This is a genomic window from Paractinoplanes ovalisporus (genome assembly GCF_016834655.1).
GTDB classification, from domain to species: domain Bacteria; phylum Actinomycetota; class Actinomycetes; order Mycobacteriales; family Micromonosporaceae; genus Actinoplanes; species Actinoplanes ovalisporus.
Window position 1 is genome coordinate 211,928 of sequence record NZ_JAENHP010000002.1, and the last position, 22,723, is coordinate 234,650.

21 protein-coding genes are annotated in these 22,723 nt (G+C 72.1%); 10 read left to right on the forward strand and 11 right to left on the reverse strand.

Annotation, left to right across the window (positions count from 1 at the left end; all coding sequences use genetic code 11):
• Positions 1 to 17 precede the first annotated feature (17 nt).
• Positions 18 to 413 (reverse strand): sigma-70 family RNA polymerase sigma factor family protein, encoded by a 396-nt coding sequence (locus JIG36_RS06950; protein WP_203375212.1) that lies wholly within the window; start codon positions 411 to 413, stop codon positions 18 to 20.
• A 59-nt stretch (positions 414 to 472) separates the two neighbouring features.
• On the opposite strand from JIG36_RS06950, the gene JIG36_RS06955 reads away from it, so the two are divergent.
• A complete protein-coding gene (locus JIG36_RS06955; RefSeq protein ID WP_203375213.1) occupies positions 473 to 925 on the forward strand; it encodes a pyridoxamine 5'-phosphate oxidase family protein in 453 nt (150 codons plus the stop codon).
• Between the two features lie 54 nt (positions 926 to 979).
• On the opposite strand, the gene yczR is transcribed toward JIG36_RS06955, so the two are convergent.
• Positions 980 to 2,434 (reverse strand): MocR-like transcription factor YczR, encoded by a 1,455-nt coding sequence (gene yczR / locus JIG36_RS06960; protein ID WP_203375214.1) that lies wholly within the window; start codon positions 2,432 to 2,434, stop codon positions 980 to 982.
• A 59-nt stretch (positions 2,435 to 2,493) separates the two neighbouring features.
• Here yczR and yczE point away from each other — a divergent pair, with 59 nt between their 5' ends.
• Both yczE and JIG36_RS06970 read left to right on the forward strand, forming a co-directional pair.
• Positions 2,494 to 3,150, forward strand: coding sequence for a membrane protein YczE (gene yczE, locus JIG36_RS06965; RefSeq protein WP_203375215.1), 657 nt, complete (start codon positions 2,494 to 2,496; stop codon positions 3,148 to 3,150).
• Positions 3,151 to 3,345: 195 nt separating this feature from the next.
• Positions 3,346 to 3,774 (forward strand): hypothetical protein, encoded by a 429-nt coding sequence (locus tag JIG36_RS06970; protein WP_203375216.1) that lies wholly within the window; start codon positions 3,346 to 3,348, stop codon positions 3,772 to 3,774.
• An 18-nt stretch (positions 3,775 to 3,792) separates the two neighbouring features.
• Here JIG36_RS06970 and JIG36_RS06975 read toward each other — a convergent pair whose 3' ends face one another.
• A complete protein-coding gene (locus JIG36_RS06975) occupies positions 3,793 to 5,013 on the reverse strand; it encodes an MFS transporter (protein ID WP_203375217.1) in 1,221 nt (406 codons plus the stop codon).
• A gap of 124 nt (positions 5,014 to 5,137) precedes the next feature.
• A complete protein-coding gene (locus JIG36_RS06980) occupies positions 5,138 to 6,280 on the reverse strand; it encodes a S8 family peptidase (protein WP_203375218.1) in 1,143 nt (380 codons plus the stop codon).
• Positions 6,281 to 6,388: 108 nt separating this feature from the next.
• Here JIG36_RS06980 and pdxR point away from each other — a divergent pair, with 108 nt between their 5' ends.
• Positions 6,389 to 7,798: a MocR-like pyridoxine biosynthesis transcription factor PdxR gene (gene pdxR, locus JIG36_RS06985; protein ID WP_203375219.1), complete on the forward strand. Its 1,410-nt coding sequence runs from the start codon at positions 6,389 to 6,391 to the stop codon at positions 7,796 to 7,798.
• Here pdxR and JIG36_RS06990 read toward each other — a convergent pair.
• Together JIG36_RS06990 and JIG36_RS06995 are read right to left on the reverse strand one after the other, a co-directional pair.
• Complete coding sequence (locus JIG36_RS06990; RefSeq protein WP_203375220.1) at positions 7,681 to 8,985, reverse strand: APC family permease; 1,305 nt, start codon at positions 8,983 to 8,985, stop codon at positions 7,681 to 7,683. The two genes, pdxR and JIG36_RS06990, sit on opposite strands and share 118 nt — an antisense overlap.
• Positions 8,986 to 9,050: 65 nt before the next feature.
• Complete coding sequence (locus JIG36_RS06995; RefSeq protein ID WP_203375221.1) at positions 9,051 to 9,662, reverse strand: TIGR03085 family metal-binding protein; 612 nt, start codon at positions 9,660 to 9,662, stop codon at positions 9,051 to 9,053.
• Positions 9,663 to 9,772: 110 nt separating this feature from the next.
• On the opposite strand from JIG36_RS06995, the gene JIG36_RS07000 reads away from it, so the two are divergent.
• Complete coding sequence (locus tag JIG36_RS07000) at positions 9,773 to 11,557, forward strand: ABC transporter ATP-binding protein (protein ID WP_203375222.1); 1,785 nt, start codon at positions 9,773 to 9,775, stop codon at positions 11,555 to 11,557.
• A complete protein-coding gene (locus JIG36_RS07005; RefSeq protein ID WP_203375223.1) occupies positions 11,554 to 13,314 on the forward strand; it encodes an ABC transporter ATP-binding protein in 1,761 nt (586 codons plus the stop codon). Before JIG36_RS07000 ends, JIG36_RS07005 begins: the two co-directional genes overlap by 4 nt.
• Positions 13,315 to 13,824: 510 nt before the next feature.
• On the opposite strand, the gene rpsD is transcribed toward JIG36_RS07005, so the two are convergent.
• Positions 13,825 to 14,433 (reverse strand): 30S ribosomal protein S4, encoded by a 609-nt coding sequence (gene rpsD / locus JIG36_RS07010; protein WP_203375224.1) that lies wholly within the window; start codon positions 14,431 to 14,433, stop codon positions 13,825 to 13,827.
• Positions 14,434 to 14,524: 91 nt separating this feature from the next.
• Here rpsD and JIG36_RS07015 point away from each other — a divergent pair, with 91 nt between their 5' ends.
• On the forward strand, positions 14,525 to 15,253 hold the full coding sequence (locus tag JIG36_RS07015; protein WP_203375225.1) for a DUF2470 domain-containing protein: 729 nt from the start codon (positions 14,525 to 14,527) through the stop codon (positions 15,251 to 15,253).
• Here the strand turns inward: JIG36_RS07015 and JIG36_RS07020 are convergent.
• The 4 genes from JIG36_RS07020 to JIG36_RS07035 all read right to left on the reverse strand — a co-directional run bounded on the left by JIG36_RS07020 (position 15,250) and on the right by JIG36_RS07035 (position 20,031).
• Positions 15,250 to 15,858 carry a TetR/AcrR family transcriptional regulator gene (locus JIG36_RS07020; RefSeq protein ID WP_203375226.1) on the reverse strand — a complete coding sequence of 203 codons (609 nt, stop codon included), beginning with the start codon at positions 15,856 to 15,858 and terminating at the stop codon, positions 15,250 to 15,252. The genes JIG36_RS07015 and JIG36_RS07020 overlap by 4 nt on opposite strands.
• A gap of 8 nt (positions 15,859 to 15,866) precedes the next feature.
• Complete coding sequence (locus JIG36_RS07025) at positions 15,867 to 16,604, reverse strand: ABC transporter permease (RefSeq protein WP_203375227.1); 738 nt, start codon at positions 16,602 to 16,604, stop codon at positions 15,867 to 15,869.
• Positions 16,601 to 17,323, reverse strand: a complete 723-nt coding sequence (locus JIG36_RS07030; RefSeq protein WP_203375228.1) for an ABC transporter ATP-binding protein — start codon at positions 17,321 to 17,323, stop codon at positions 16,601 to 16,603. The genes JIG36_RS07025 and JIG36_RS07030 overlap by 4 nt, the downstream gene beginning before the upstream one ends.
• A gap of 98 nt (positions 17,324 to 17,421) precedes the next feature.
• Positions 17,422 to 20,031: a hypothetical protein gene (locus tag JIG36_RS07035; RefSeq protein WP_203375229.1), complete on the reverse strand. Its 2,610-nt coding sequence runs from the start codon at positions 20,029 to 20,031 to the stop codon at positions 17,422 to 17,424.
• Between the two features lie 222 nt (positions 20,032 to 20,253).
• On the opposite strand from JIG36_RS07035, the gene hisI reads away from it, so the two are divergent.
• The 3 genes from hisI to JIG36_RS07050 are packed head-to-tail and all read left to right on the forward strand — an operon-like array spanning position 20,254 to position 22,720.
• Positions 20,254 to 20,658 carry a phosphoribosyl-AMP cyclohydrolase gene (hisI, locus tag JIG36_RS07040; RefSeq protein WP_203375230.1) on the forward strand — a complete coding sequence of 135 codons (405 nt, stop codon included), beginning with the start codon at positions 20,254 to 20,256 and terminating at the stop codon, positions 20,656 to 20,658.
• Entirely contained in the window at positions 20,655 to 22,187 is a 1,533-nt protein-coding gene (locus JIG36_RS07045; protein ID WP_203375231.1) for an anthranilate synthase component I, read from the forward strand. Before hisI ends, JIG36_RS07045 begins: the two co-directional genes overlap by 4 nt.
• Positions 22,184 to 22,720: a Trp biosynthesis-associated membrane protein gene (locus tag JIG36_RS07050; protein ID WP_203375232.1), complete on the forward strand. Its 537-nt coding sequence runs from the start codon at positions 22,184 to 22,186 to the stop codon at positions 22,718 to 22,720. Before JIG36_RS07045 ends, JIG36_RS07050 begins: the two co-directional genes overlap by 4 nt.
• Positions 22,721 to 22,723 lie beyond the last annotated feature (3 nt).

Genomic DNA, 22,723 nt, shown 5'->3' on the forward strand with positions numbered 1-22,723 from the left:
GAAAACGCGAGAGCGGATCACCCCACGACAGTGGCGGTGATCCGCTCTTTGTCCGCCACCTGCTCGACGGCCGAGATCCACCCGGCCTCGTCGTCGAACGACAGATGGAACACGACGATGACGTGGCCCTCCGAAACCTCGACCAGCCCGGGTACGCCCTCCAGAAGCGCGACGGCCTTGGTCTGCGCCCGCCCGTTGAACACCCCGGCCACCCCGGCCGCGCCGTTCACTACCGCCGTCGCCCCCAGTGTCACGGCGGCCGAGTCGGCCTGCAGCACCGCCTCGGGGTCGAGCAGCGCCAGCAGTCGGTCCAGCTGTCCGCCCTTCGCCGCGGCCAGGAACGACTCCGCGATCGCCCGCCGCCGGTTGACGTTTCCGACGTCCGGCGATGTGAGGCGCTGATTCTCGTTCATCGTCAACCCCCTGTGTGACGGGACCACCGCGCCCCGTTTGCGCCCCGTAGGCTACGGCGATGGCGGATGAGGCGCGGTCCAAAGAGCAGCGCAAGCGTGACGTCCTGGCGAGGCTGAGCGGTCCCGTGGCCGACGCGTGGATGGCCACGGCCGGCGGCGACCAGCCCTATCTTGTGCCGCTCACCCTGGCATGGTTCCGGGAACGCCTCTTGATCGCCACCGGCCGTGACATGGCCACCGCCCGCAACATCATCGCGAGCGGCCGGGCCCGCATCGCCTTCGGCCCGACCCGCGACGTCATCATGGTCGACGCCACGCTCGAACGCAGCCTCCCGGTCACGCAGGCCGGCGAGGAGGGTGCGGCATACGCGGAGCAGAACGACTGGGATCCCCGTACGGCCGGAGACGCGTACGTCTTCCTGGTGATGCGCCCCGAGCGGGTGCTCGCGTGGCGCGAGGAGAACGAGCTGCGCGACCGCCTCCTCATGCGCGACGGCGTCTGGCTGGTCTGAGCCGCCGCGCGCGGTGCGGGAAAGCGCCAGGCTCCACGCGCGAGGAGGAACGCGTCAGGCGATCACCGACGGGCTGCGCCAGGACGGGACCGACGTGCGGTCCAGGTCGTGACGGACCGAGGCGATGCGCCGTACGGCCTCGACCAGCTCCTCGGGCGGCAACGTGAACGGCAGCCGCAGGTAGCGCTCCAGCGTCCCGTCCAGCCCGAACCGCGGCCCGGGGGCCAGCCGTACGCCCACGTCCTCGCTGGCCCGGGCCAGCGCGCTGGAGATCGGCCCGTCCAGCTCGGCCCAGAGCGACGCCCCACCCCGCGGCAGCACGAAGCTCCACTCCGGCAGCAGCTGGCGCAGCGCCTCGGCCAGGGCGTCGCGACGTTCGCGCAGCCGGGTGCGGCGCTCGGTCAGGATCTCGGGGGCCTGGTCGAGCAGCCGTACGGCGACCAGCTGCTCGAGCACGGGACTGGCCATGTCGACGCCGACCCGGATCGCGGCCAGGCGCTGCACGAGCGGGGCCGAGGCGCGGACCCAGCCGATGCGCAGCCCACCCCAGTAGCCCTTGCTCATCCCGCCGATCGACACCACCCGCGAGTGCCGGTCGAAGACGGCCACCGGCGGCGGCATCGTCTCGCCCTCCAGCGCCAGGTCGACCCAGCTCTCGTCGACCACCAGCTCCGTACCGGTCGAGTGGGCCGTGGCGGCCAGACGTTCGCGCAGGTCGGCGCCCATCAGGTGCCCGGTCGGGTTGTGGAACTCGGGGATCACGTACGAGAGCCGGGGCCGGGTCTGCCGGAGCGCGCCGAGCAGCATCTCGCCGTCCCAGCCGGTCTCGGTGTCGAGCCCGTGGGTGTTGATGCGGGCGCGCCGCGCGGCCAGGGCGGCCAGCGCGTTCGGATAGGTCGGCGCCTCGACCAGCACCGGCGAACCGGCCGGCACCGAGAGCCGCAGCACCAGGTCGAGGGCCTGCTGGGTGCCCGCGGTGATCAGGATCTGCTCGGCCGAGGTGGCGACGCCCCGGTCCCGGTAGCCGGCGGCCACCACGTCGCGCAGCTCCATCAGTCCGGTCGGGTGGTAGCCGGCGCTGCCCAGATAGCGCGGGAGGTCGTCGGCGGCGGCGCGGGCGGCCGGGACCAGCTCGGCGGGCGCGGCCGACGCGGCCACGCCCAGGTCGATCATGTCGCGGTCGTCGCCGGCCGCCCACAGACCCGAGGTGGCCACGCGGTGCCCGTGGGGCAGGGTGGTCCAGCTCCCGGCGCCGCGGCGGCTGGTGAGGTGGCCGGTCTCGCGCAGGGTCCGGTAGGCGGCGCTGACCGTCGTGCGGCTCACGGCGAGCGATTCGGCCAGTTCGCGTTCGGCCGGGAGGCGTACGCCCAAGGGAAGCCGGCCGTCGCTGAGCAGGCCCCGCACGGCCGCGGCCAGAGCGGCGTAATCCGGACTCCGGTGGCGGCCCGGAAGGGAGTGCCACTGACCGAGCAGCCGCGCCAATTGGCCCCCACGTATCGTCGTGGTCACAACCACCTCCGCCGAATTGGCTCTTCAAGGTCGCGCAATTGGCCTTCAGAGTGGCATTCATGCAACCGAGTGGCAACGGAGATCGACGTCTCACCCGTCGTGTGATCCAACTTTTCGCGGGGCTGGTGCTCTACGGCGTCAGCATGGCGTTCATGGTCGAGTCGGCGCTCGGGCTCAACCCGTGGGACGTGTTCCACCAAGGCCTGTCCGAGGTCACCGGGATCAGCTTCGGCTGGGTGGTGATCCTGGTCGGCGTCCCGGTGTTGCTGCTGTGGATCCCGCTGCGGCAGCGGCCCGGCTTCGGCACCCTGGCCAACCTGGTCGTGGTCGGCTTCGCGGTGGACGGGGCGCTGGCCCTGCTACCCGCGGGCGAGGGCATTCCGGCCCGGGTCGGCTATCTCGTCGGCGGCATCCTGCTCAACGGTCTCGCCACCGGCCTCTACATCGGCAGCCGGTTCGGTCCCGGTCCGCGCGACGGGCTGATGACCGGCATCGTCGGGCGGTTCCCGCGCCTGTCCGTGCGGCTCGTGCGCACCTCGATCGAAGTGCTCGTCCTCCTGGTGGGTTTCCTGCTCGGGGGCACGGCCGGGATCGGCACGGTGGCGTACGCTCTGGCGATCGGCCCGCTCGTGCAACTGTTCCTGCCGTGGTGCACGGTCCCCGAGCCCGGCCCGAGGCCCACGCACCTCGATGCACGGCCAGCCGAGACCGCGTGAGACTCGCGCTCGCGCGGTGACCCTCACGTTCACTCAGACGGGGCGCGAGAGGCCCGGCGGGCGGCATCTGTCCCCTTTGGACTGAGCGAAATGCCCCACTGATTCGGTTTAGCCTCCAAGATCATCGGTCACAGCTTTGTGATCATCGGGACACATTCGCTTCCCGGCATGGGAGCCGCACGGCATCATTGCCGCATGGGGGCTGGCGACTGGCAGTGGAACGACGCTTGGATCTTCGTGTCCGCGGTCATCGCCGAGCGCCTGGAGCGTGACCGGGCCCTGCACGCGGCCCTGCCGATGGCCGGCGCCAGCCTGGCTGACGTGCTCGCCGCGGCCGACTTCCTGCACCACAGCGTGCCCAGCCGGGCCGAGCTCGAGGAGTCCGTACGCCGTCTGGCCGGCGCCGGTCTCATCGTGGTCGAGGACGATCTGGTCGAGGTGGCCCCGGCCGGTGAGCAGCTGTGGCGCAGCCGCCCGTTCAGCGGGCTGTCGTCGGCCGTGATGACGTTGCAGACCCAGCTCAACCGGGCCGCCTCACCGGGCGACTCCGACTGGAACCTCGACGAGCAGACGTACGCCGCCGCCGTCCGCGAATACAGCCACCGCCTCGCCGACGGCCGCTGACCAGGCGCATGCCGCGGCTCAGCGGACGGCCGCCGACTCGCCGATCGGCCGCATGTCACGGATCGCCGGGGCCAGCGTGGCGGTGACCGCCGACGCCGAGACCGCCGCCGCGAAGATCAGGACGCTGGTCGTCGGGCTCCACACCGTGACGAAGACCCCGGCCAGCAGCGGCGCCGCGGCCGCGGCCGACATGGCCACCAGGAAGATGACGCTCAGCACCCGGCCCTGCAGGTGGTCGGGCGTGATGGCGGCCTGATAGCCGAACAGCGCCGCGTTGCAGGCCGGCCCGACGAAGATGGCCAGGGCCACCGGCACGGCCGCGGCGACGCTCATCGTCAGCAGCGCGCTGACCGTCAGGAACAGCGTGGCCGCCCAGCCCAGCCCCCGGATCAGCGTCGCGAACGACAGCCGGCGCAGCAGCGCGGGGGCGGCCAGCGCCCCGATCAGGCCGCCCGCGCTGACGATCGTCTCGGTGAGACCGATCACGCCGGGCGCGACGCCGTGCTTCTGCAGCGTCACGATGATGGTGAAGATCGAGCCGTACAGGGCGAAGTTCAGCGGCGCGGCGATGAGCAGCACCGCGCGCAGGAACGGGTTGCCGAAGACGAACCGCAGCCCCTCGAGCAGTGCCGCCGTGTGGCCGGCCTGGTCGGCCGGGCGTTCGGCCTGCAACGGCTTGCGGATCAGGGCCACCCCGATCAGCGAGGCCAGATAGGACAGCGCGTTGCCCAGAAACGGCAGCGCGTGCGCCCAGCCGAAGAGCAGGCCGCCCAGCGGCGGGCCGGCCAGCGAGGTGCCGTAGCTGCGGGCCTCGTTGCGGGCCACGGCGTCGGGCAGCTGGGTGGCGGGGACGATGCTGCGCAGCGAGGCGTGCTCGGTGGTGTTGAACAGCGAACCGCAGATCGCGTCGACGACCGCCACCACGATGATCGCGGGAAGCGCCGCCTGCCCGGCCGCGACGGCGACGGCCAGCGCCACGAACGCGATCAGCCGGATGACGTCGCAGGCCAGCATCGCCCGGCGGCGGTTGAACCGGTCGGCCAGCACCCCGGCCGGGAGCCGGCAGACCAGCTTGGTCACCTGGGCCGCGGTGCCGACCGCGCCGGCCTGGACCGCCGAGCCGGTCACTTCGAGCACCAGCAGCGGGATGGCCAGCAGGGCGATCGCGCCGCCGAGATCGGACAGGCACTGACTCGTCCACAGCAGAGTGAATTCGCGGTTGCGCCACAGGCTGGTCACGGCGGGATCCCGACGGTGCGCAACGTGATGGTCACGCAGTGCAGGATATGTACTGCATTCGATCTCCGCCGTCCCGGCGAGAGCGCCCGGCCACCGTCCACGGTGGCCGGGCGCCGGGTGAGACCTATTGGACGACGAACAGCAGGCGGTTCGGGGAACCGCTGCCGGCGCTGGTCACGACGCCCGTGGTGGCGTTGTTGACCAGGCTGTCGCGCACCTGGGCGGGGGTGTAGGACGGGTTGCGCGAGAGCACGAGCGCGGCCGCGCCGGCCACGTGCGGGCTCGCCATCGACGTGCCGCTGATGGTGTTGGTCGCGGTGTTCGAGTTGTACCAGGCCGAGGTGATCGACGAGCCCGGCGCGAAGATGTCGAGGCAGCTGCCGTAGTTGGAGTAGCTCGCCTTGGCGTCGGTGCTGGTCGTGGCGCCGACTGTAATGGCCGCGGCGACCCGGGCGGGCGAGGAGTTGCAGGCGTTCGCGGTCGAGTTGCCGGCCGCCAGCGCGTACGTGACCCCACTGCTGATCGAGCGGGAGACCGCGCTGTCGAGCGTGGAGCTGACGCCGCCGCCGAGGCTCATGTTGGCCACCGCCGGCTTGACCGCGTTGCTCGTGACCCAGTTGACGCCGGCGATGACCCCGGCCGTGGTGCCGCTGCCCGAGCAGTTCAGCACGCGCACGCCCACGAGCCGCACCTCCTTCGCGACCCCGTACGTGGATCCGCCGACCGTGCCCGCCACATGCGTGCCGTGGCCGTTGCAGTCCACGGCGCCCGAACCGACCGCGTCGTAACCGGCCGTGGCCCGCCCGCCGAACTGGTTGTGCGTGTAGCGGATGCCGGTGTCGATGATGTACGCCGTCACGTTGGAGGCGGTCACCGGATAGGTGTAGGTCGTGCTCAGTGGCCGGTTCCGCTGGTCGATGCGGTCGATACCCCAGGTGGCGTTGGTCTGGGTGGCCGTGAGCGTGATGGTCTGGTTCTGCTCGACGTAGGCGACGCCGGGGCTGGCCGCGAGCCGTTCGGCCTGGGCCTCGGACAGGGCCGCCTCGTAGCCGTTGATGATCGGGAGGCTGCGCTTGATGCTGGTGGCGGAGAGGGTGCTGGCCTTGCCGGGCTTCATCACGACGATGTAGCTGCCGGGGATCGCGGTGGCGGTGCCGGCGAGCCGGATCTCTCCGGTGGCGGGGGCGGCCGCGGCGGGGGTGCCCGACGCGACGGCCGCGGTGACGACGGCGAGCAGACTGGCGGCGAGGATGCGGGGAGTCGCCATGCTCTTCCCTTCTGAATAGACGGTTATCACTTCAGATACGCAGAGCATAGGAGTGATGGACCTCGATCGCTGCCATACCGGTTGGGCCATAGTGCGCAGAATGAGCACGTGGACCTGATCATTCGGCTGGACGGCGCGGACACCAAGCCCGCCGCGGTGTACCGCGCGCTGCGGGCCGCGATCGTCGACGGACGGCTCCCGGCGGGCGAGCGCCTGCCGCCGACCCGGGCCCTCGCCGCCGACCTGGGGGTGGCCCGGGGCAGCGTGGCCGGCGCCTACGAACGCCTGGTGGCCGAGGGTTATCTGACCTCCAAGGTGGGCGCCGGGACCTTCGTCGCGTTCGCCGGCGAGAAGCGGACCCGCAAGGCGACCACGGCCAACCCCTTGCGTCCGCGGGAGGACTGGTCGTTCAAGCCGCTCGCGACCAGCGGTGGCGTGACCCGGCCGCGTTACGACTTCCGCACCGGCATCCCCGATGCCGGTCTCTTCCCGTTCGACGCGTGGCGCCGCCTGGTCACCGCCGAGCTTCGCCTCAGAGCCAACAACCCCGGCACGTACGGGGAACCGGCCGGCCACCCCGCGCTGCGTTCCGCCATCGCCCGTTACCTCGGCGTCTCGCGGGGCGTGCGCACCAGCGCCGACGACGTGGTCGTCACCAACGGCGCCCAGCACGCGTTCGACCTGATCGCCCGGGTGCTCGTGCGGCCGGGCGACGTGGTCGCGGTCGAGGAGCCGGGCTACCCGCCGGCCCGCCGCATCCTGGCCGCGCTCGGCGCCCGCGTCACCTCGGTGCCGGTCGACGCCGAGGGGCTGGTCGTCGACGATCTGCCCGCGCACTGCCGGCTGGTCTACACGACCCCGTCGCACCAGTTCCCGCTCGGCCGCGCGATGAGCCTGGCCCGGCGGCGTCAGCTGCTCGACTGGGCGCGGACCCGGCCGGCCGCGATCGTCGAGGACGACTACGACAGCGAGTTCCGCTTCTCGGCCCGGCCGCTCGAACCGCTGCACAGCCTCGACACCGCGGGCCGCGTGCTCTACGTGGGCACGTTCTCCAAGAGCATGCTTCCCGCCGTACGCACCGGATTTGTCCTCGCCCCGCCCGGCCTGCGCGATGCCCTGACCGCGGCCCGGCAGCTCAGCGACGGCTACGGGCAACCGGCGATCCAGGCCGCGCTGGCCCGCTTCCTCGACGAGGGGCTGCTCGCGCGGCACGTTCGTAAGGCCGGACGCGCGTACGGGGAAAGGCACGCCCGCATCTCGGAGGCGCTGGACTCGCTCGGGAACGTCCAGGTGCTCCCGTCGGCCGCCGGTCTGCACGTCGCGGCGCTGACCGGCGTGGACTCGACCGCGGTGGTGTCGGCGGCCGCCCGCGCCGGTCTGGCCGTCGACGACCTGCGCGCCTACTCGGCCTCCACGCCCGCGCAGACCGGGTTCGTCTTCGGGTTCGGCGCCGCCGACCCGTCGTTGATCGGCGAGGGCATGACGGTCTTCGCCGAGGTCCTGGCCCGCCACGCCTGATAGGCCAGCGACGCGCCCACGATCACGAGGCTGAGCAGGGCCGGCGCGCCGTTGAGCCCGAGCAGCGCGACCACCGCCACGAACGCCGTGCCGGCCACGACCCGCCACCGCCCGGCCGGCAGCAGGCGCAGCGCAGCCGCCGTCCCGATCACGTAGACCAGCGTGAAGCAACCGGTGACCAGCAGCAGGGCGGTGTGCAGGCTGAGCGGCAGCACGGCCGAGACCAGGCTGAGCACGAAGATGGTGAGCAGGGCCCGGCGCGGCGAACGGCCCATCCAGACCGGCAGCGCGCCGTCGCGGGTGAGCGCGGCCCCGAGCTGCGAGGCGCCGGCCAGATAGGCGTTGACCGCCCCGACCGTCAGCAGCACGGCGACGACCGCGGTGAGGATCCGGACCGGCCCGCCGACCCCGGCCGCGAGCAGGTCGGCCAGCGGCGCCTCGCTCGAAGCCAGCGCCGGCCCGAGCACGACCACGCTCACGAACGCGACGGCCAGGTAGAGCACGCCGACCAGCACCACCGCGACCGCCGTGGCCCGGGGCACGTCCCGGCTCGGGTTGCGATAGGAGGCGGCCAGCGACGACACCGCCTCCCACCCGGCGAAGCCCCAGACCAGCACCGCCGCCGCCGAACCGACCCCCGACCAGCCGTGCGGCGCGAACGGCGTCAGGTTCCCGAGGTCGGCGTGCGGCAGCGCGGTGATCACGGTGACCAGCAGCAGGGCGGCCAGCACGCCGGTGAGCACGAGCTGGACCCGGCCCGAGACGCGCACCCCGAACCAGTTCATGGTGAACACGGCCGAGACGATGGCCAGGAACGTGAGCAGGGTGGTGGCCCGGCCGCCACCGAGGATGTCGGCCACATAGCCACCGGCGAACGCGGCCGCGGCCGGAGCGCCGAGCGGGACGGCGAAGAAGAACGTCCAGCCGATCGCGGCGCCGGCCCGGGGACCGAACGCGAGCCGGACATAGGTGGAGACGCCGCCGCCGTCCGGGTGCCGCCCGCCGAGCGCCGCGAAGGTGAGGGCGAGCGGCGCCGACAGCACGATCAGCGCGATCCAGGCGACCAGCGAGGCGGGCCCGGCGACCTCGGCGGCCAGGGCCGGCATCGAGATGACGCCGGTGCCGAGGACGGCGCCGACGCAGAGCGCGGTGCCCTGGGCGAGGGAGAGTCCGGAGTTCTGAGCCATGGCCTCACGCTAGGCCCGCATTGGCTCACGATTCGAACCAATCCGGGCCGGATCAAAAGAGCCAATCAGATGCCCAGCCGTACGCCGTCCAGGCCGTCCCCGTCGATGGTCACGCGCGCGGCCCCGGTCCGTCCGGTGAGATACATCGCGAGCTCCCCGGGTGGCCCCGAAAGAGTGGTCGTGGGGGAGCTGCCCACGGCGAACGAGCCGTATCCCGGGGAGGTGACCGTGACCGCCACGCCGGCCCGCCGCAGCACGAGTCGGCTGGTCAGCCGGACATTTCGCCACAGCGCGGCCTCGAGGCCGGGATCGAGATCGCGCGGCTGCCAGTCCGGTTGCCCGCGCCGGGCGTCCTCGTGGTGCACGAAGAACTCGATGGTGTTGGCCATCTCGTCGGTGAGAGGGTTGCTCACCGGGCTCCACCAGGGTGGCGTCCGCACCTCGTGCACGACCTGCTCGTAAGGGCGGGCCGCGGTCTGTTTCCGCACCCGTTCACCGTGCTCGCGCAGCGGCGGGATCATCGCCCCGGCCGCCGCGTCGGGCCGCCGTTCCCGCACCACCAGGTGCGCCGCGAGATCGCGGGTCGTCCATCCCTCGCAGAGGGTCGGCTCGTCCGGTCCGAGACGAAGGAGCAGGTCAGCGAGTAAGCGGCGTTCGCGCTGGGCATAGGCGGTCACAAACGTGATCGTAGACACATGTTACGAACGTGAACGACGGCGGCCTGTTCGGCAGGATGGGAATGTAAGGCCGGAACTGTCGGCGAACACTTACCAGTCGGGTAGGAATTTTGAGCACCAGGACCAGCCGCGATGTGCTGGTACGGGGACTGCGCGTGCTGGGCCACTCGATCCGGACAGAGCCACGCCTGTTCACGATCGGCGCCCTCGGCAGCAGCCTGTTCGGCCTTCTCGTCATCGCCAACTCCTACGTCGTCGGCGCCGTGATCGGCCATGTCGTCGTCCCCGCGTTCAGCAGCGGGTCGGCCGACACCGGCACGCTCGCGCTGATCGCCGCGGTGTTCCTCGGCCTCAGCGGGCTGCGGGTGGCGACCATCTTCGGCCGCCGGCTCGGCGCCGGTTACATGCAGTTCCGGCTGCAGGCCCGCTACCGCCGCGCGGTGACCCGGCGCTATCTGTCGCTGCCGCCGTCGTGGCACCAGAAACACGCGACCGGCACCCTGCTCTCCAACGCGAACTCCGACGTCGAGGCCGCGTTCGTGCCGATCGCGCCGCTGCCGTTCGCGGTCGGCACGATCGTGATGATCTTCGCCGCGGTGGTCGCGTTGTTCCTCACCGACTGGGTGCTCGCGCTGGTCGGGGTCGTGCTGTTCCCGGCCCTGTTCGCCCTCAACACCTTCTATGCCCGCCGCATGTCGCCGCGGCAGATCCGGGCCCAGCAGATGCGGGCCAAGGTCAGCGCGGTCGCCCACGAGAGCTTCGACGGCGCGCTGGTGGTCAAGACGATGGGCCGTGAGGAGGACGAGTCCCGCCGCTTCAAGGTGTTCGTCGACGAGCTGCGCGACTCGCTGATCGCGGTGGGGCGGCTGCGCGGCCTGTTCGACCCGGTCATGGACTCGCTGCCCAGCCTCGGCACCCTGGCCGTGCTGCTGCTCGGGGCGTGGCGGCTGCAGAGCGGGGCGGTCACCGTGGCCGAGGTCGTCACGGTCGCGTTCCTGTTCACGGTGCTCGCCTTCCCGGTGCGGGCGATCGGCTGGGTGCTGGGCGAACTGCCGCGCAGTGTCGCCGGGTGGGACCGGGTGCAGGCGGTGCTGGCGGCCGAGGGTGACCTCGCCTACGGCTCGGCCACGGCGCGCGCGACGGGTCCGGCCACGCTGCGTTTTGATGCGGTGGATTTCGCGTACGGGGAAGGCCCGTTGGTCCTGCACGACGTGTCGTTCACCGTGCCCCCCGGCAAGACCGTGGCGCTGGTCGGCGCGACCGGCTCCGGCAAGTCGACCATCGCGTCACTGGCCGTCCGGCTGGTCGACCCGGGGGCGGGCCGGGTGACCCTCGACGACACGCCGCTGCCCGCGCTCAGCGAGGCCGCCCTGACCGGTGCCTCCGCCCTCGTACCGCAGCTGCCGTTCGTCTTCGACGACACCGTGCGCGGCAACATCACGCTCGAACGGGACGGCCTCGACGACGACTCGGTCTGGACGGCGCTGCGGCTCGCCCAGGCCGACGGGTTCGTCGCGAAGCTGCCCGAGAAGATCGACACGGCGGTGGGGGAGCGCGGAACCTCGCTCTCCGGCGGGCAACGACAGCGGATCACGCTGGCCCGTGCCCTGGCCGGTCATCCACGGCTGCTCGTGCTGGACGACGCGACGAGCGCGGTCGACCCGCGGGTCGAGGCGGCCATCCTGGCCTCGCTGCGCAGCCGGGACGCGGGGGCCTCGATCCTCGTGGTGGCCTACCGCCGGGCCACGATCGCGCTGGCCGACGAGGTCGTCTATCTGGAGCAGGGCAAGGTGGTCGCGACCGGCACCCACACCGAGCTGCTGGCCGCCCACCCCGGATACGCCGACCTGGTGACGGCGTACGAGAAAGCCGAAGCGGAAAGAGTCGAAGCGTGAGCAGCGAGGGAACTTTCGCCACCATCAAACGTGGCCTCGCGCTCTCGCCCGAGCTGCGGCCCGGCATGGCCGGCACGATCGCGCTGGCCGTGGTGCAGATGGGCGGCCGGGTCGCCGTGCCGATCGCCGTGCAGCAGGGCATCGACCACGGCATCCGCGCCGAGGGCGGCCCCGACCTGCAGTTTGTCACCGCCGTGGTGGCGCTCACGTTTGTCGCGCTGATGATCTCGACGCTGGCCGGCTATCTGATGACCCGCCGCCTGTTCACAGTCAGCGAGACCGCGCTGGGCGCGCTGCGCTCCCGCACGTTCCGGCACATCCACGACCTGTCGATGCTGCACCAGCAGTCCGAGCGCCGCGGCACGATGGTGTCCCGGGTGACCAGCGACGTCGACCAGATCTCGATCTTCCTGCAGACCGGCGGCGTGCAGTTGCTGCTGGCCAGCGGTCAGCTGCTGGTCTCGACGATCGTGATGTTCGTCTACTCCTGGGAGCTCACCATCGTGGTGCTGCTCGCGTTCGGGCCGGCCGTGGCGGTGATCCGGCTGTTCCAGAAGCGGCTGGCCGCCGTCTACGGCGCGGTCCGCGAACGCACCGGCGTCATGCTGGGCGCGATCGCCGAGAGCGTCGTCGGGGCCATGGTCATTCGCGCGTACGGGGTGGCCGGCCGCACCGAGAAGCGCCTGGACACCTCGATCGACCGTCTGCGGGTGGCCCAGCAGCACGCGCTGCGCACGAGTGTGACCAGCTTCTCCAGCGGCGAGCTGGGCGCGGGCCTGGCCCTGGCCGCGGTGGTGGTGGTCGGGGTGCTGATGGGCGTGGACGGCGGCCTGACCGTGGGCGCGCTGACCGCGTTCCTGTTCCTGGTGACGCTGTTCATCCAGCCCGTGCAGATCGCCACCGACATGCTCAACGAGGCCCAGAACGCGGTGGCCGGCTGGCGGCGGGTGCTCGACGTGCTCGACCTGGAGCCCGACGTCAAGGACCCGGACGAGGTGGGCGTCGACCTGCCCGAGGGCCCGCTGTCGGTGCGCTTCCAGGACGTGTCGTTCCGCTATCCCGGCGGCCCGATCGTGCTCGCCGACGTCGACCTCTCGCTGGCCGCACGCACCAAGGTCGCGGTGGTCGGCGAGACCGGAAGCGGCAAGACCACGTTCGCGAAGCTGCTCACCCGCCTGATGGACCCCGTCGAGGGTGAGGTCCTGCTCTCCGGAACCGCGCTGCGCACGGTGAAGTTCGCCGCCCTGCGCTCGCGGGTGGTGATGGTGCCCCAGGACGGCTTCCTGTTCGACGCCACCGTCGCCGAGAACATCCGCTTCGCCGAGCCGTCCCTGACCGACGAGCAGTTGCGCTCCGCCTTCGAAGAGCTGGGCCTGGCCGACTGGCTGGCCACCCTGCCCGCCGGCTTGGAGACCCCGGTAGGCGAGCGAGGCGAGGCCCTGAGCGTAGGCGAACGTCAACTGGTAGCCCTCGTACGTGCCTACGTAGCCGACCCCGACCTGCTGGTCCTCGACGAGGCCACAAGCGCCGTAGACCCAGCAACCGAGGTCCGCCTCCAGCGAGCACTAGACACGGTCACCCGCGGCCGCACCACGGTAGCCATCGCCCACAGGCTCTCAACCGCCCAGTCCGCAGACGAGGTAATCGTCGTAGACGCAGGCCGCGTTGTACAGCGCGGCCCACACGCCCAACTGGTAACAGAAGAGGGCTCAATCTACGCAAAGCTATACGCAAGCTGGTTAGAACAAACCCGCTAATCCACACGCAACTGGCTCGAACAAACCCGCTGTCCCACACGCACTGGCTCGAACAAACCCGCTAGTTTCCGGGCGCCCGTCGATAGTCCAGCGGCCAGCGATCGCCTCGCAAAGGAGGAGGCACCCGATTTTCCGTCGCCGCGGGGTTTGCGGCGCCGGAAAATCGGCTGCCTCCTCCTTTGCCTCAAAGAGGCGATCGCCCGCTTCGCGAAGCGAAGCCGGAAAGACAGTTGCTTCTGTCCGGCCGCCCTGTGGGTTTGCTTCTGTCCGGCCGCCCTGTGGGTTTGCTTCTGTCCGGCCGCCCTATGGGTTTGCCCCTGTCCGGCCGCCCCACCGGTTTGGGTTGGGCAGCCGCCCCACCGGTTTGGGTTGGGCAGCCGCCCCACCGGGTTTGCGTTAGGCAGCCGCCCCACCGGGTTTGGGTTGGGCAGCCGCCTCATCCCGGTTTGCGTTTGGGTAGCTGCCTCACCCAGGTTGAGTTCGTGCAGCTGCCCTCTTCGCCCGCCCTACTTATCGGGCGTAGAACTCCACGACCAGCTGCTCGTCGCAGTGGACGCGGATCTCCGAGCGCTCCGGCACCCGCAGCACGGTGATGCGCAGGTCCTCCAGCACGGTGGAGAGGTAGGGCGCGGTCGGGCCGTCCTGGTGGGCGCCCGCCTTCGCGATCTCGAACGGCGGCTTCTGCCGGCTCGACTCGCGGACCTCGACGACCTGGCCCGGCTTGAGCCGGTAACCCGGGCGGTCCACCTTCTTGCCGTCGACCGTGAAGTGGCCGTGCACGACGAGCTGGCGGGCCTGGTAGATGGTGCGGGCCAGGCCGGCGCGCATCACGGTGGCGTCGAGGCGGCGCTCGAGCAGGCTCACCATCGTCTCGCCGGTCTTGCCCTCGGCGCGGTGGGCGTCGTCGTACGCCTTCCGCATCTGGGCCTCGCTGATGTTGTACTGGTGGCGCAGCCGCTGCTTCTCCAGAAGCCGGACCTGGTAGTCCGAGGCCTTGCGGCGGGAACGCCCGTGGACACCCGGCGGGAACGGCCGCTTCTCGAAGTACTTCACGCACTTCGGCGTCAGAGGGATGCCGAGCGCCCTGGAGAGCTTGGCCTTCGGTCGGGAGTTGTTCATGAAGTCTCCGAGTCACTTGCGCTTGAGGCTGGTGTTACGGTTAGCCTCACCTTACTAAGGTAAGCCTAACCGGTGCCCGGAGGTCGTCACCATGCAGCCCACCCATGCCGAGATCGCGCGTACGCTCGCCGCCGGTCACCTGCCCGGCGTCGCGCACATCGCGTGCCGTCCGGGCCCTCTTCCCGTGCGGCACGTCACCGACGCGAACGGCCGGGTTCTCCTGCTCTCGCCGCGTGACGGCGCCTTCGCCGCGGCGCTGCGGCCCCAGGAGGGCAACGACGACACCGCGATGGTGCTCGACATCTCGGACGTGCCGCCGATGGCGGGCTCGCCGGCCCTCGGTCGCGTGTGGATCTCCGGCTGGGCCACCGTACTCGAAGGTGACGAGGCTCGATCGGCGGCGCTCGATTACGCCGAGATCGACGCCTCGGGTGACCTGCTCGACGTCGGCAACGGCCAGGTGCTGCACCGCATGGACGTGGCCGAGGTCCGGTACGAGCGCAACGAGAACCTGAACGACGTCGACGTGGACGATTTCGCCGAGGCCACGCCCGACCCGCTCTGCCGCATCGAGTTCGACCTGATCGCCGACCTGGCCGACCACCACGAGGCCGAGATGAGCGCCTATGTGCGGCGCCAGCTGGGCAGCAAGTTCCAGCCGGTCGCCGAGCCGCGGGTGGTGCGCATGGACCGCTACGGCTTCATGGTGCGCCTGGACGACAAACTGGCCCGGCTGGCCTTCCCGCGCCCGGTGACCGACCGCCACGACCTGGCCCACCTGTTGCACCCGGTGCTCTGCCACCGTTGCACCGACAACTAACTCTTGAAGACCTCAGGCATGGGGTCAGTGAGGAAGCGCTGCACGTTGGGGCCGATGGCCGCGGCCAGCGTGTCGATGTCGGCACTGGCCAGGGGCTCGATCTTCAGCACGTAGCGGGCCATGATCGTGCCGGCGATCTGGGTGGCGACCAGCGCCGACCGCATCTCGGCCTCGGCCGGGTCGAGCGTCATCTCGCTCACCGCCCGCCGCAGCACCTGCGTGACGACGAAGTCGCGCAGCAGCCGCGCCGTCCACTCGTTGCTCAGCGCCGAGCGGAAGACGGCCAGCGCGGCCGTGCCGGCCGGCGAGTCCCACACGCCCAGGGCCACCCGCACCAGCCTCTCCCCGGCCTGCTCCCGGGGCCCGGCGAGCGCCTGCGGCACCAGCTCGGCCGGGTTGATGGGCGCGTTCATCACGGCCAGGAACAGCTTCTCCTTGGTGCCGAAATAGTGGTGCACCAGGGCCGGGTCGACGGCGGCGTCACCCGCGATGGCCCGGATCGAGGCCTGGTCGTAGCCCTTCTCGGCGAAGGTGTTCCGGGCGGCCTCCAGGATGGACTCGCGGGTGTCCTGATTGCCGGGACGCCGCCCGCTGCGCCTTGCCAAGCCTGCTCCTAGGGAGTCCGTCGCCGCAGGGTCGCGGCCGCCAGCACGAGGGCGACCACCGCCGCCCCCGCCACGATCGCCAGGTCGCGCCACATCGTCGTGGTCGCCTCGGCCGAGCGGCCGACCTGGACCAGCGCCTCCACCGCGTACGTCAGCGGCAGGGCGTTGCTGATGCCCTCGAGCCAGCCTGCCATCTGCTCGCGCGGCACGAACAACCCGCACAGCAGCAGCTGGGGCACGACGACCACCGGTAGGAACTGTACGGCCTGGAACTCGGTGCGGGCGAAGGCGCTGCAGAACAGGCCCAGCGCCACCCCGAGCACGGCGTTCACCACGGCGATGAGCACCACCAGGCCCGCGTTCCCACTGGTCTGCAGGCCGAGCAGCCAGTACGCGGCCCCGGTCGCGACCGTGCCCTGCACCGCCGCCGCGAGACCGAACGCCAACCCGTACCCGAACAGCAGGTCGATCTTGCCCAGCGGGGTGGTGAGCAGGCGCTCCAGCGTGCCGGTGGTGCGCTCGCGGAGCATGGCGATGCTGGTCACCAGAAACATGATCACGAACGGGAAGACACCCAGCATGACCAGGGCGATCCGGTCGAAGGTGCCGCCCGCGCCGTCGTACATGAAATAGAGCAGAGCCAACAGCAGCGCCGGTACGACGATGAGGAGCGCGACGGTCCGGCGGTCGTGCCGCAGCTGGCGCAGCACCCTTCCGGCCGTGGCGAACGTGATGCCCAGGCTCATGCCGTCACCTGCTCCCGCTCGCGGATAAGCCTCAGGAACGCTTCTTCGAGGTCGTCCGTCCCGGCCGCCGTACGGATCGCCGCCGGTGTGTCGTCGCCGATCAGCCGGCCCTCCCGGATCAGCAGCAGGCGGTCGCAGCGGCCCGCCTCGTCCATCACGTGGCTCGAGACGAGCAGGGTCGTGCCGGCGTCGGCCAGCTCGTGGAACCGGGCCCACAGATCGGCCCGCAGCACCGGGTCCTGTCCGACGGTCGGCTCGTCGAGCACCAGCAGCTTCGGCTCGCCGATCATGGCGCAGGCGAGCGAGGCCCGGCTGCGCTGGCCGCCGGAGAGGTTGCCGACGAGCTGACCACGCGCGTCGGCCAGCCCGACGTCGGCGATCGCGCGGTCGGCCTCGGCCGCACCCAGCCCGAGCAGGGCGGCGAAGTAGCGCGCGTTCTCGCGTACGGAAAGGTCGGCGTAGACGCTCGGCGCCTGCGTGACATAGCCCACCTGGCTGCGCAGGGGCGCGCTGCCCGCGGGCCGGCCGAGCACGGTGACCTCGCCCGACTTGACGATCTGGACCCCGACGACCGCGCGGATGAGCGTGGTCTTGCCGCTGCCGCTGGGGCCGAGCAGCCCGGTCACCGAACCGCTCGGGATGGTGCAGGTGATGCCGTGCAGGACCTCTCGTCGGCCGCGCTCCACGACGAGGTCGCGCACCTCGATGGCGGTGCCCATGTCGCCCTCCCTGAAATTCAACGCCTGATGAACTCAACAGTAAATGAATTCCACGGGCAGAAAAAGACCCCCATCGCTGTGGGGGTCGTTTTCCGTGCTCAGAGCGCCAGGATGCGCTCCAGGAACTCGCGGTAGCCGCGCATCGCCATCCGCATGCTCTCGGTATCGGGCTTGCCGTTGCCGCGCAGCGGGTCGAGCTCGTCACGCTCGGCCAGCAGGGCCTCCGTGAGCTCGTTGACCGCGTCGGTGAGCAGGTCGTGGGCCCGGGTCAGAGCCGTCTCGGGGTCGTCGACGAACTCGGCCTTCACCTCGTGCCAGGCGGCCCGGAAGTGGCGGATGGCGTCGTCGTCCCAGAACGCGATGTGTCCCGGCACGACATCTCCCGGGCGGCGCGGGGCCTCGGCGGGTGCCGGCTCCTCCTCGGGCTCCTCCGGGGCGGCGCGGCGGCCACGGCGGGCCGGTTCGGCATCTTCGAGGCTGGCCGAGCGACGCGGAGCGGCCGTGAGTTCGTCATCGCTCTCGGGCCGGGGTGCGGGGTTTTCCGTACGGGGTTCCGCCCCGAACGTGGTGCTCGCCTGCTCCACGGGCGCCGGCTTCGCCACCGGGACCGGGATGCTGGTGGCACCGCGCGGCGCCGGGACACCCGAGACCGGGCCGGCTTCGGGGTCGGGCAACGCCGGGGTGTAGGCCGGAGGCTGACCGTAGGACGCGCCGAACACCGGGCCGGGCGAGACCGGCGCGGCCGACACCGGGGCGCCCGACGTGGGCTGGGCGCCGGTCGCGGCGGGCGGGCCCGACACCGGAGGCGCCGAGGTCGGGCCGACGATCGGGTGCGTCGAGGTGGGCACCGAGGCCCAGCCGGCCGCGGCCCGGCGCGCGTCGACATCGTCGGGGGCGGCGCGGCGTCCGGTGGTCTCGTCGGTGTCCGCCGCCGGCCCCGGGAGCGGCCCGGCCGGTCCCGCTCCGGAGGTCGGGATGCCCGGAATGCCGGCCCGTCCGTTCATGTCATCACGCCCGTTCTCGTCTTTCGCTTCCCCGTGCCCGGGCGTCGCCGGCCGCCCGTTGGCCTCGCCGTGCTCGTGGCCGTTGACACCCGGCCGCGCCTGGTTCGGACTGCGGCCGCCGAACAGGAACCGGTTGTTGCGCCCGCCCAGCCCGAGGCCGTTGAGGTCGCGGTCCCAGGGGTTCCCTCGCCGCGACTCTACGGCCGGGGTGCCCGCGCGCCCGTCCTCCGAACCTTGTGAGTGATCCTGCTTACCGACCTGATCATCGCTCTCGGCCGGAGGACCGCTGACCGGTGCACCGGCCGCGGAGTGCAGCCCGTTACGGCCGATCGGGTCGTCCAGGCCGTCGAGGCTGCCGCCGCTGACCGTACGGCTTCCGGCGTCGGCGCCGTTCAGGCCGCGGGTGCCGAGGGGTGCATGACCGTTGACCGTTCCGCTCCCCGTGCCCGGGCTGCCGGCCGGTCGGTGCGACGACGCCGTCAGGCCGAACCCGCCGTCGCCGGTGCCGTTCTCGCTTCCACCGGCGGGGGCGGCGCTGCCGCTGACCGGGCGGGTGGCGCCGAACGATCCGGCACCGCTGACCGGCGTGGTGTTGCCGAACGATCCGCCGCCGCTGACGGGCGTGGTGTTGCTGAACGATCCACTGCCGCTGACCGGGCTCGTGCCGCTGAACGAACCGCCACCGCTCACCGGGCTGACGCCGCCGCTGACCGGGGTGAGGCCGCCGCGTGAACCGTCCACATCGTCCGGGCGGGCCTGGTTCCCGTCGAGCGCGCTGTTCGACCCGAGCGGGCTGTTCGGGCTCGCCGGCTCGGCGGAGCCGCGGGACGCCTCCGCGCCGCCGGACCGGTTGGAGCCGGGCGGGCTGGTGGTGTCGAGCGGATCGTTGGCGCTGTGGGCGCCGCTCGCCCCAAGTGATGCACCGCCGGTCCCGAGCGGGTTGCTGCTCGCTCCGAGCGGGTTGTTGCCGGCCCCGAGCGGGTCGCCGGCGCCGCGCGGCCCGTCGGCGTCGCGGCCGGAACCGAGCGCACCATGAACGCTGTCCGGGCCCGACTGGCTCTGGGCGTCGCCCGAACCGTGGGCGCCGCCTGGCCGCGGGACGCCGGTGGGCTTCGGACTGTCGGATGCCGGACCACCCGGCCCGGGAACCGCCGAGGCGGACGGCGCCATCGGGTCTCCGGCGCGGCCGAGGCCCGGCTGGGCGAGCGGCATCGGGGCCATCGGCGACTGTCCCGCCGGCCGGCCCAGGTGCGGGTCGCTGCCGGTCTGGCCGAGGTAGGACGGGCGGCCGGGCTCGGCGCTCCGTCCCAGAGGCATGCCGCTGACGGGCCGCCCCGGCTGGGAGGGGCCGAACGCCGGCGACGGGCCGGCCGGGCCGGCGTAGGACGGGCCGAACGGGGCGGAGCCGCCGTACGGCGTGCCGCTGGACGGGGCAACGTGCGGAGGAGCGCTGGCCGGGCCGATGTCCGGCGGGCCGCTGAACTGTCCGACATAGGGCGGACCGCTGACGGCGCCCTCGTTGGCCGTGCTGTCGGGGGTCCGACGCGAACCTAACGCCACCATCTCGGTTTCACCCGAAAGAGTGCCCGACATCCCGGGCGAATCGGGCGCGCCGGCCTCGCCCTCGGTTTCGCGGTTGGCCGGCCAGAATCGGGCCAGCCCCCGCGTCGACCGAGCGTTGTCGGGGTTGGACGTCGGCTCCATCGGTTTGAGACTCCCGTCGCTCCGGCTCCGCCACCCGCGGACTTGAGCTGCGGTAACCCTCTCGGGAGGCGGCTGAGAACACCCCTGGCTGGGTGCAGCGCACGACGACGGTACCGTCCCGCGCTTCTGGTGGCATCCCCCGTGCCCGGATCGTGGGCCGCGTCGAAGGCCCCGGAACACCCGCCGGAGGGGTGGACGGGCGGGCGGTGGGCAACGCCGTGGATGGGGGAGAATCGTCGCGTGGCAGTCAAGACCGACCTGGATCCGGCGATCGCGGCCCGGCTCAAACGCACCCCCGACGGACTCGTGGCGGCGATCGTGCGGGAGCACGGCAGCGGTGACGTGCTCATGCTCGCCTGGATGGACGATGAGGCGCTGCATCGCACGCTGACCAGCGGGCGCGCCACCTACTGGTCGCGCAGCCGCCAGGAATACTGGGTGAAGGGCGCCACCTCCGGCCACCATCAATATGTGCGCAACGTCGCCCTCGACTGCGACGGTGACGCCCTGCTGGTGACCGTCGAGCAGATCGGCGCCGCCTGCCACACCGGCGAGCACACGTGCTTCTTCGAGGAACTGCCCGTCACCGGGCAGGGCGCCGAGACCGGAGAGGCGGCGGAGCGATGACCAGCGGAGCCGTCGCGCCCGACGAGGCCACCTTCCTGCGGCAGCGCCGACGGGTCGTACCGGTCGTGCGGCGCCTGCTGGCCGACGGGGAGACCCCGGTCGGTGTCTATACGAAGCTGGCCGGCGGCCCCGGCACCTTCCTGCTGGAATCGGCCGAGCAGGGCGCGGGGCCCTCGGGTGCGGCCTGGTCGCGCTATTCGTTCGTCGGCGTGCGCAGCGCCGCCACGCTGGTCGAGCGCGACGGCGAGGCCCACTGGCTCGGCACGCCGCCGGCCGGGGTGCCGCTCGACGGCGACCCGGTCGTCGCGTTGCGCGAGACGGTGGCCGCCCTGGCCGACGGGCCGGCCCCCGACGATCTGCCCCCGCTGACCGGCGGCATGGTGGGCTATCTGAGCTACGACCTCGTACGCCGGTTCGAGCGCCTGCCGTCGGAGGCCGGTGACGACCTGGCCCTGCCCGAGCTGGGCATGATGCTCGCCACCGACCTCGTGGTGCTCGACCACTTCGACGGCTCGGCCATCCTGGTCGCCAACGCGGTGCTGGCCGAGGACGCCGACGACAAGGCCCGGCTCGCGGCCTATCACAACGCCGTCGGCCGGCTCGACGCGATGACCACCGCGCTGTCCCGGCCCACGCCGCCGATGATCTCCACCGTGGAGCGCCGGCCGGCCGGTGAGCCGGTCAGCCGCACCGCCCCGGGCGAATATCAGAAGGCGGTCGAGGAGGCCAAGGAGGCGATCCGGGCCGGCGAGTGCTTCCAGATCGTGGTCGCCCAGCGTTTCGAGCGGCCGACCGACGCCGACCCGCTCGACGTCTACCGCGTGCTGCGCGCGACCAACCCCAGCCCGTACATGTATCTCCTGCGCTTCGACGACTTCGACATCGTCGGTTCCTCGCCCGAGGCGCACCTGAAGGTCAGCGCCGACGAGGAGGGGACGCGCCGGGCTCTGCTGCACCCGATCGCCGGCACCCGGTGGCGCGGCGCGACCCCCGAGCAGGACAACGCGCTGGCGGCCGAACTGCTGGCCGACCCCAAGGAGCGCTCCGAGCACGTGATGCTGGTCGACCTGGGCCGCAACGACCTGGGCCGGGTGTGCCGGGCGGGTTCGGTCGAGGTGCCGGAGTTCGCGCGCATCGAGCGGTACAGCCACGTCATGCACATCGTGTCGACGGTCATCGGCGAGCTGCGCGAGGACCGGTCGGCGTTCGACGCGCTCGCGGCGACCTTCCCGGCCGGCACGCTGTCGGGCGCGCCCAAGGTGCGGGCCATGGAGATCATCGAGTCGCTGGAGCCGACGCGACGCGGGCTCTACGGCGGCACCGTGGGCTATTTCGGGTTCGCGGGCGACATGGACATGGCGATCGCGATCCGGACGGCGTTGCTCAAGGACGGCGTCGCCTATGTCGGGGCCGGCGCCGGCATCGTGGCCGACTCCGATCCGGCGTCCGAGGAGCAGGAGACCCGCAACAAGGCGGCGGCGGTGCTGGCCGCGATCGCCTCGGCCGAGACGCTGCGCGCGGCCCGATGAGCGAGAGCCGGCGTCCCTACCTGCTCTCGCTGCTGGCCTGCCTGGCCGGGGCCGGGCTGGCGGTCTACGGCGCCACCCGCACCTGGTCGGTGCAGGTGACCGAGCGGCCGGAGATGTCGGACCTGCGCACCGTGCAGACCGGCGCCGACGTCGCCCCCTGGGTGATGGGGCTGGCCCTGGTCGGTCTGGCCGGCACCGGCGCGCTGCTGGCCACCCACGGCTGGTTGCGGCGGGCCCTGGGCGGCCTGCTCGTGCTGGTCGGCGGGGGCATCGCGGTCAGCGCGATCGTGGGCCGGGCCGGCCTGGACGCCACCGAGGTCAACACCCTGTGGCCGGTCGCCTGTGCCCTCGGAGGAGTGATCGTTCTGCTCGGCGGCCTGACCGCGGCCCGCCTGGGACACCAGTGGCCGCGGATGTCGGCGCGCTACGAACGGCGTCCCGCCGCCGAACCGGCCCCCGCCGGAGTGAACCGTCCGGTCGACAGTCGCGCGGCCTGGGACTCGCTGGATCGGGGCGACGACCCGACCGCGTAGGGC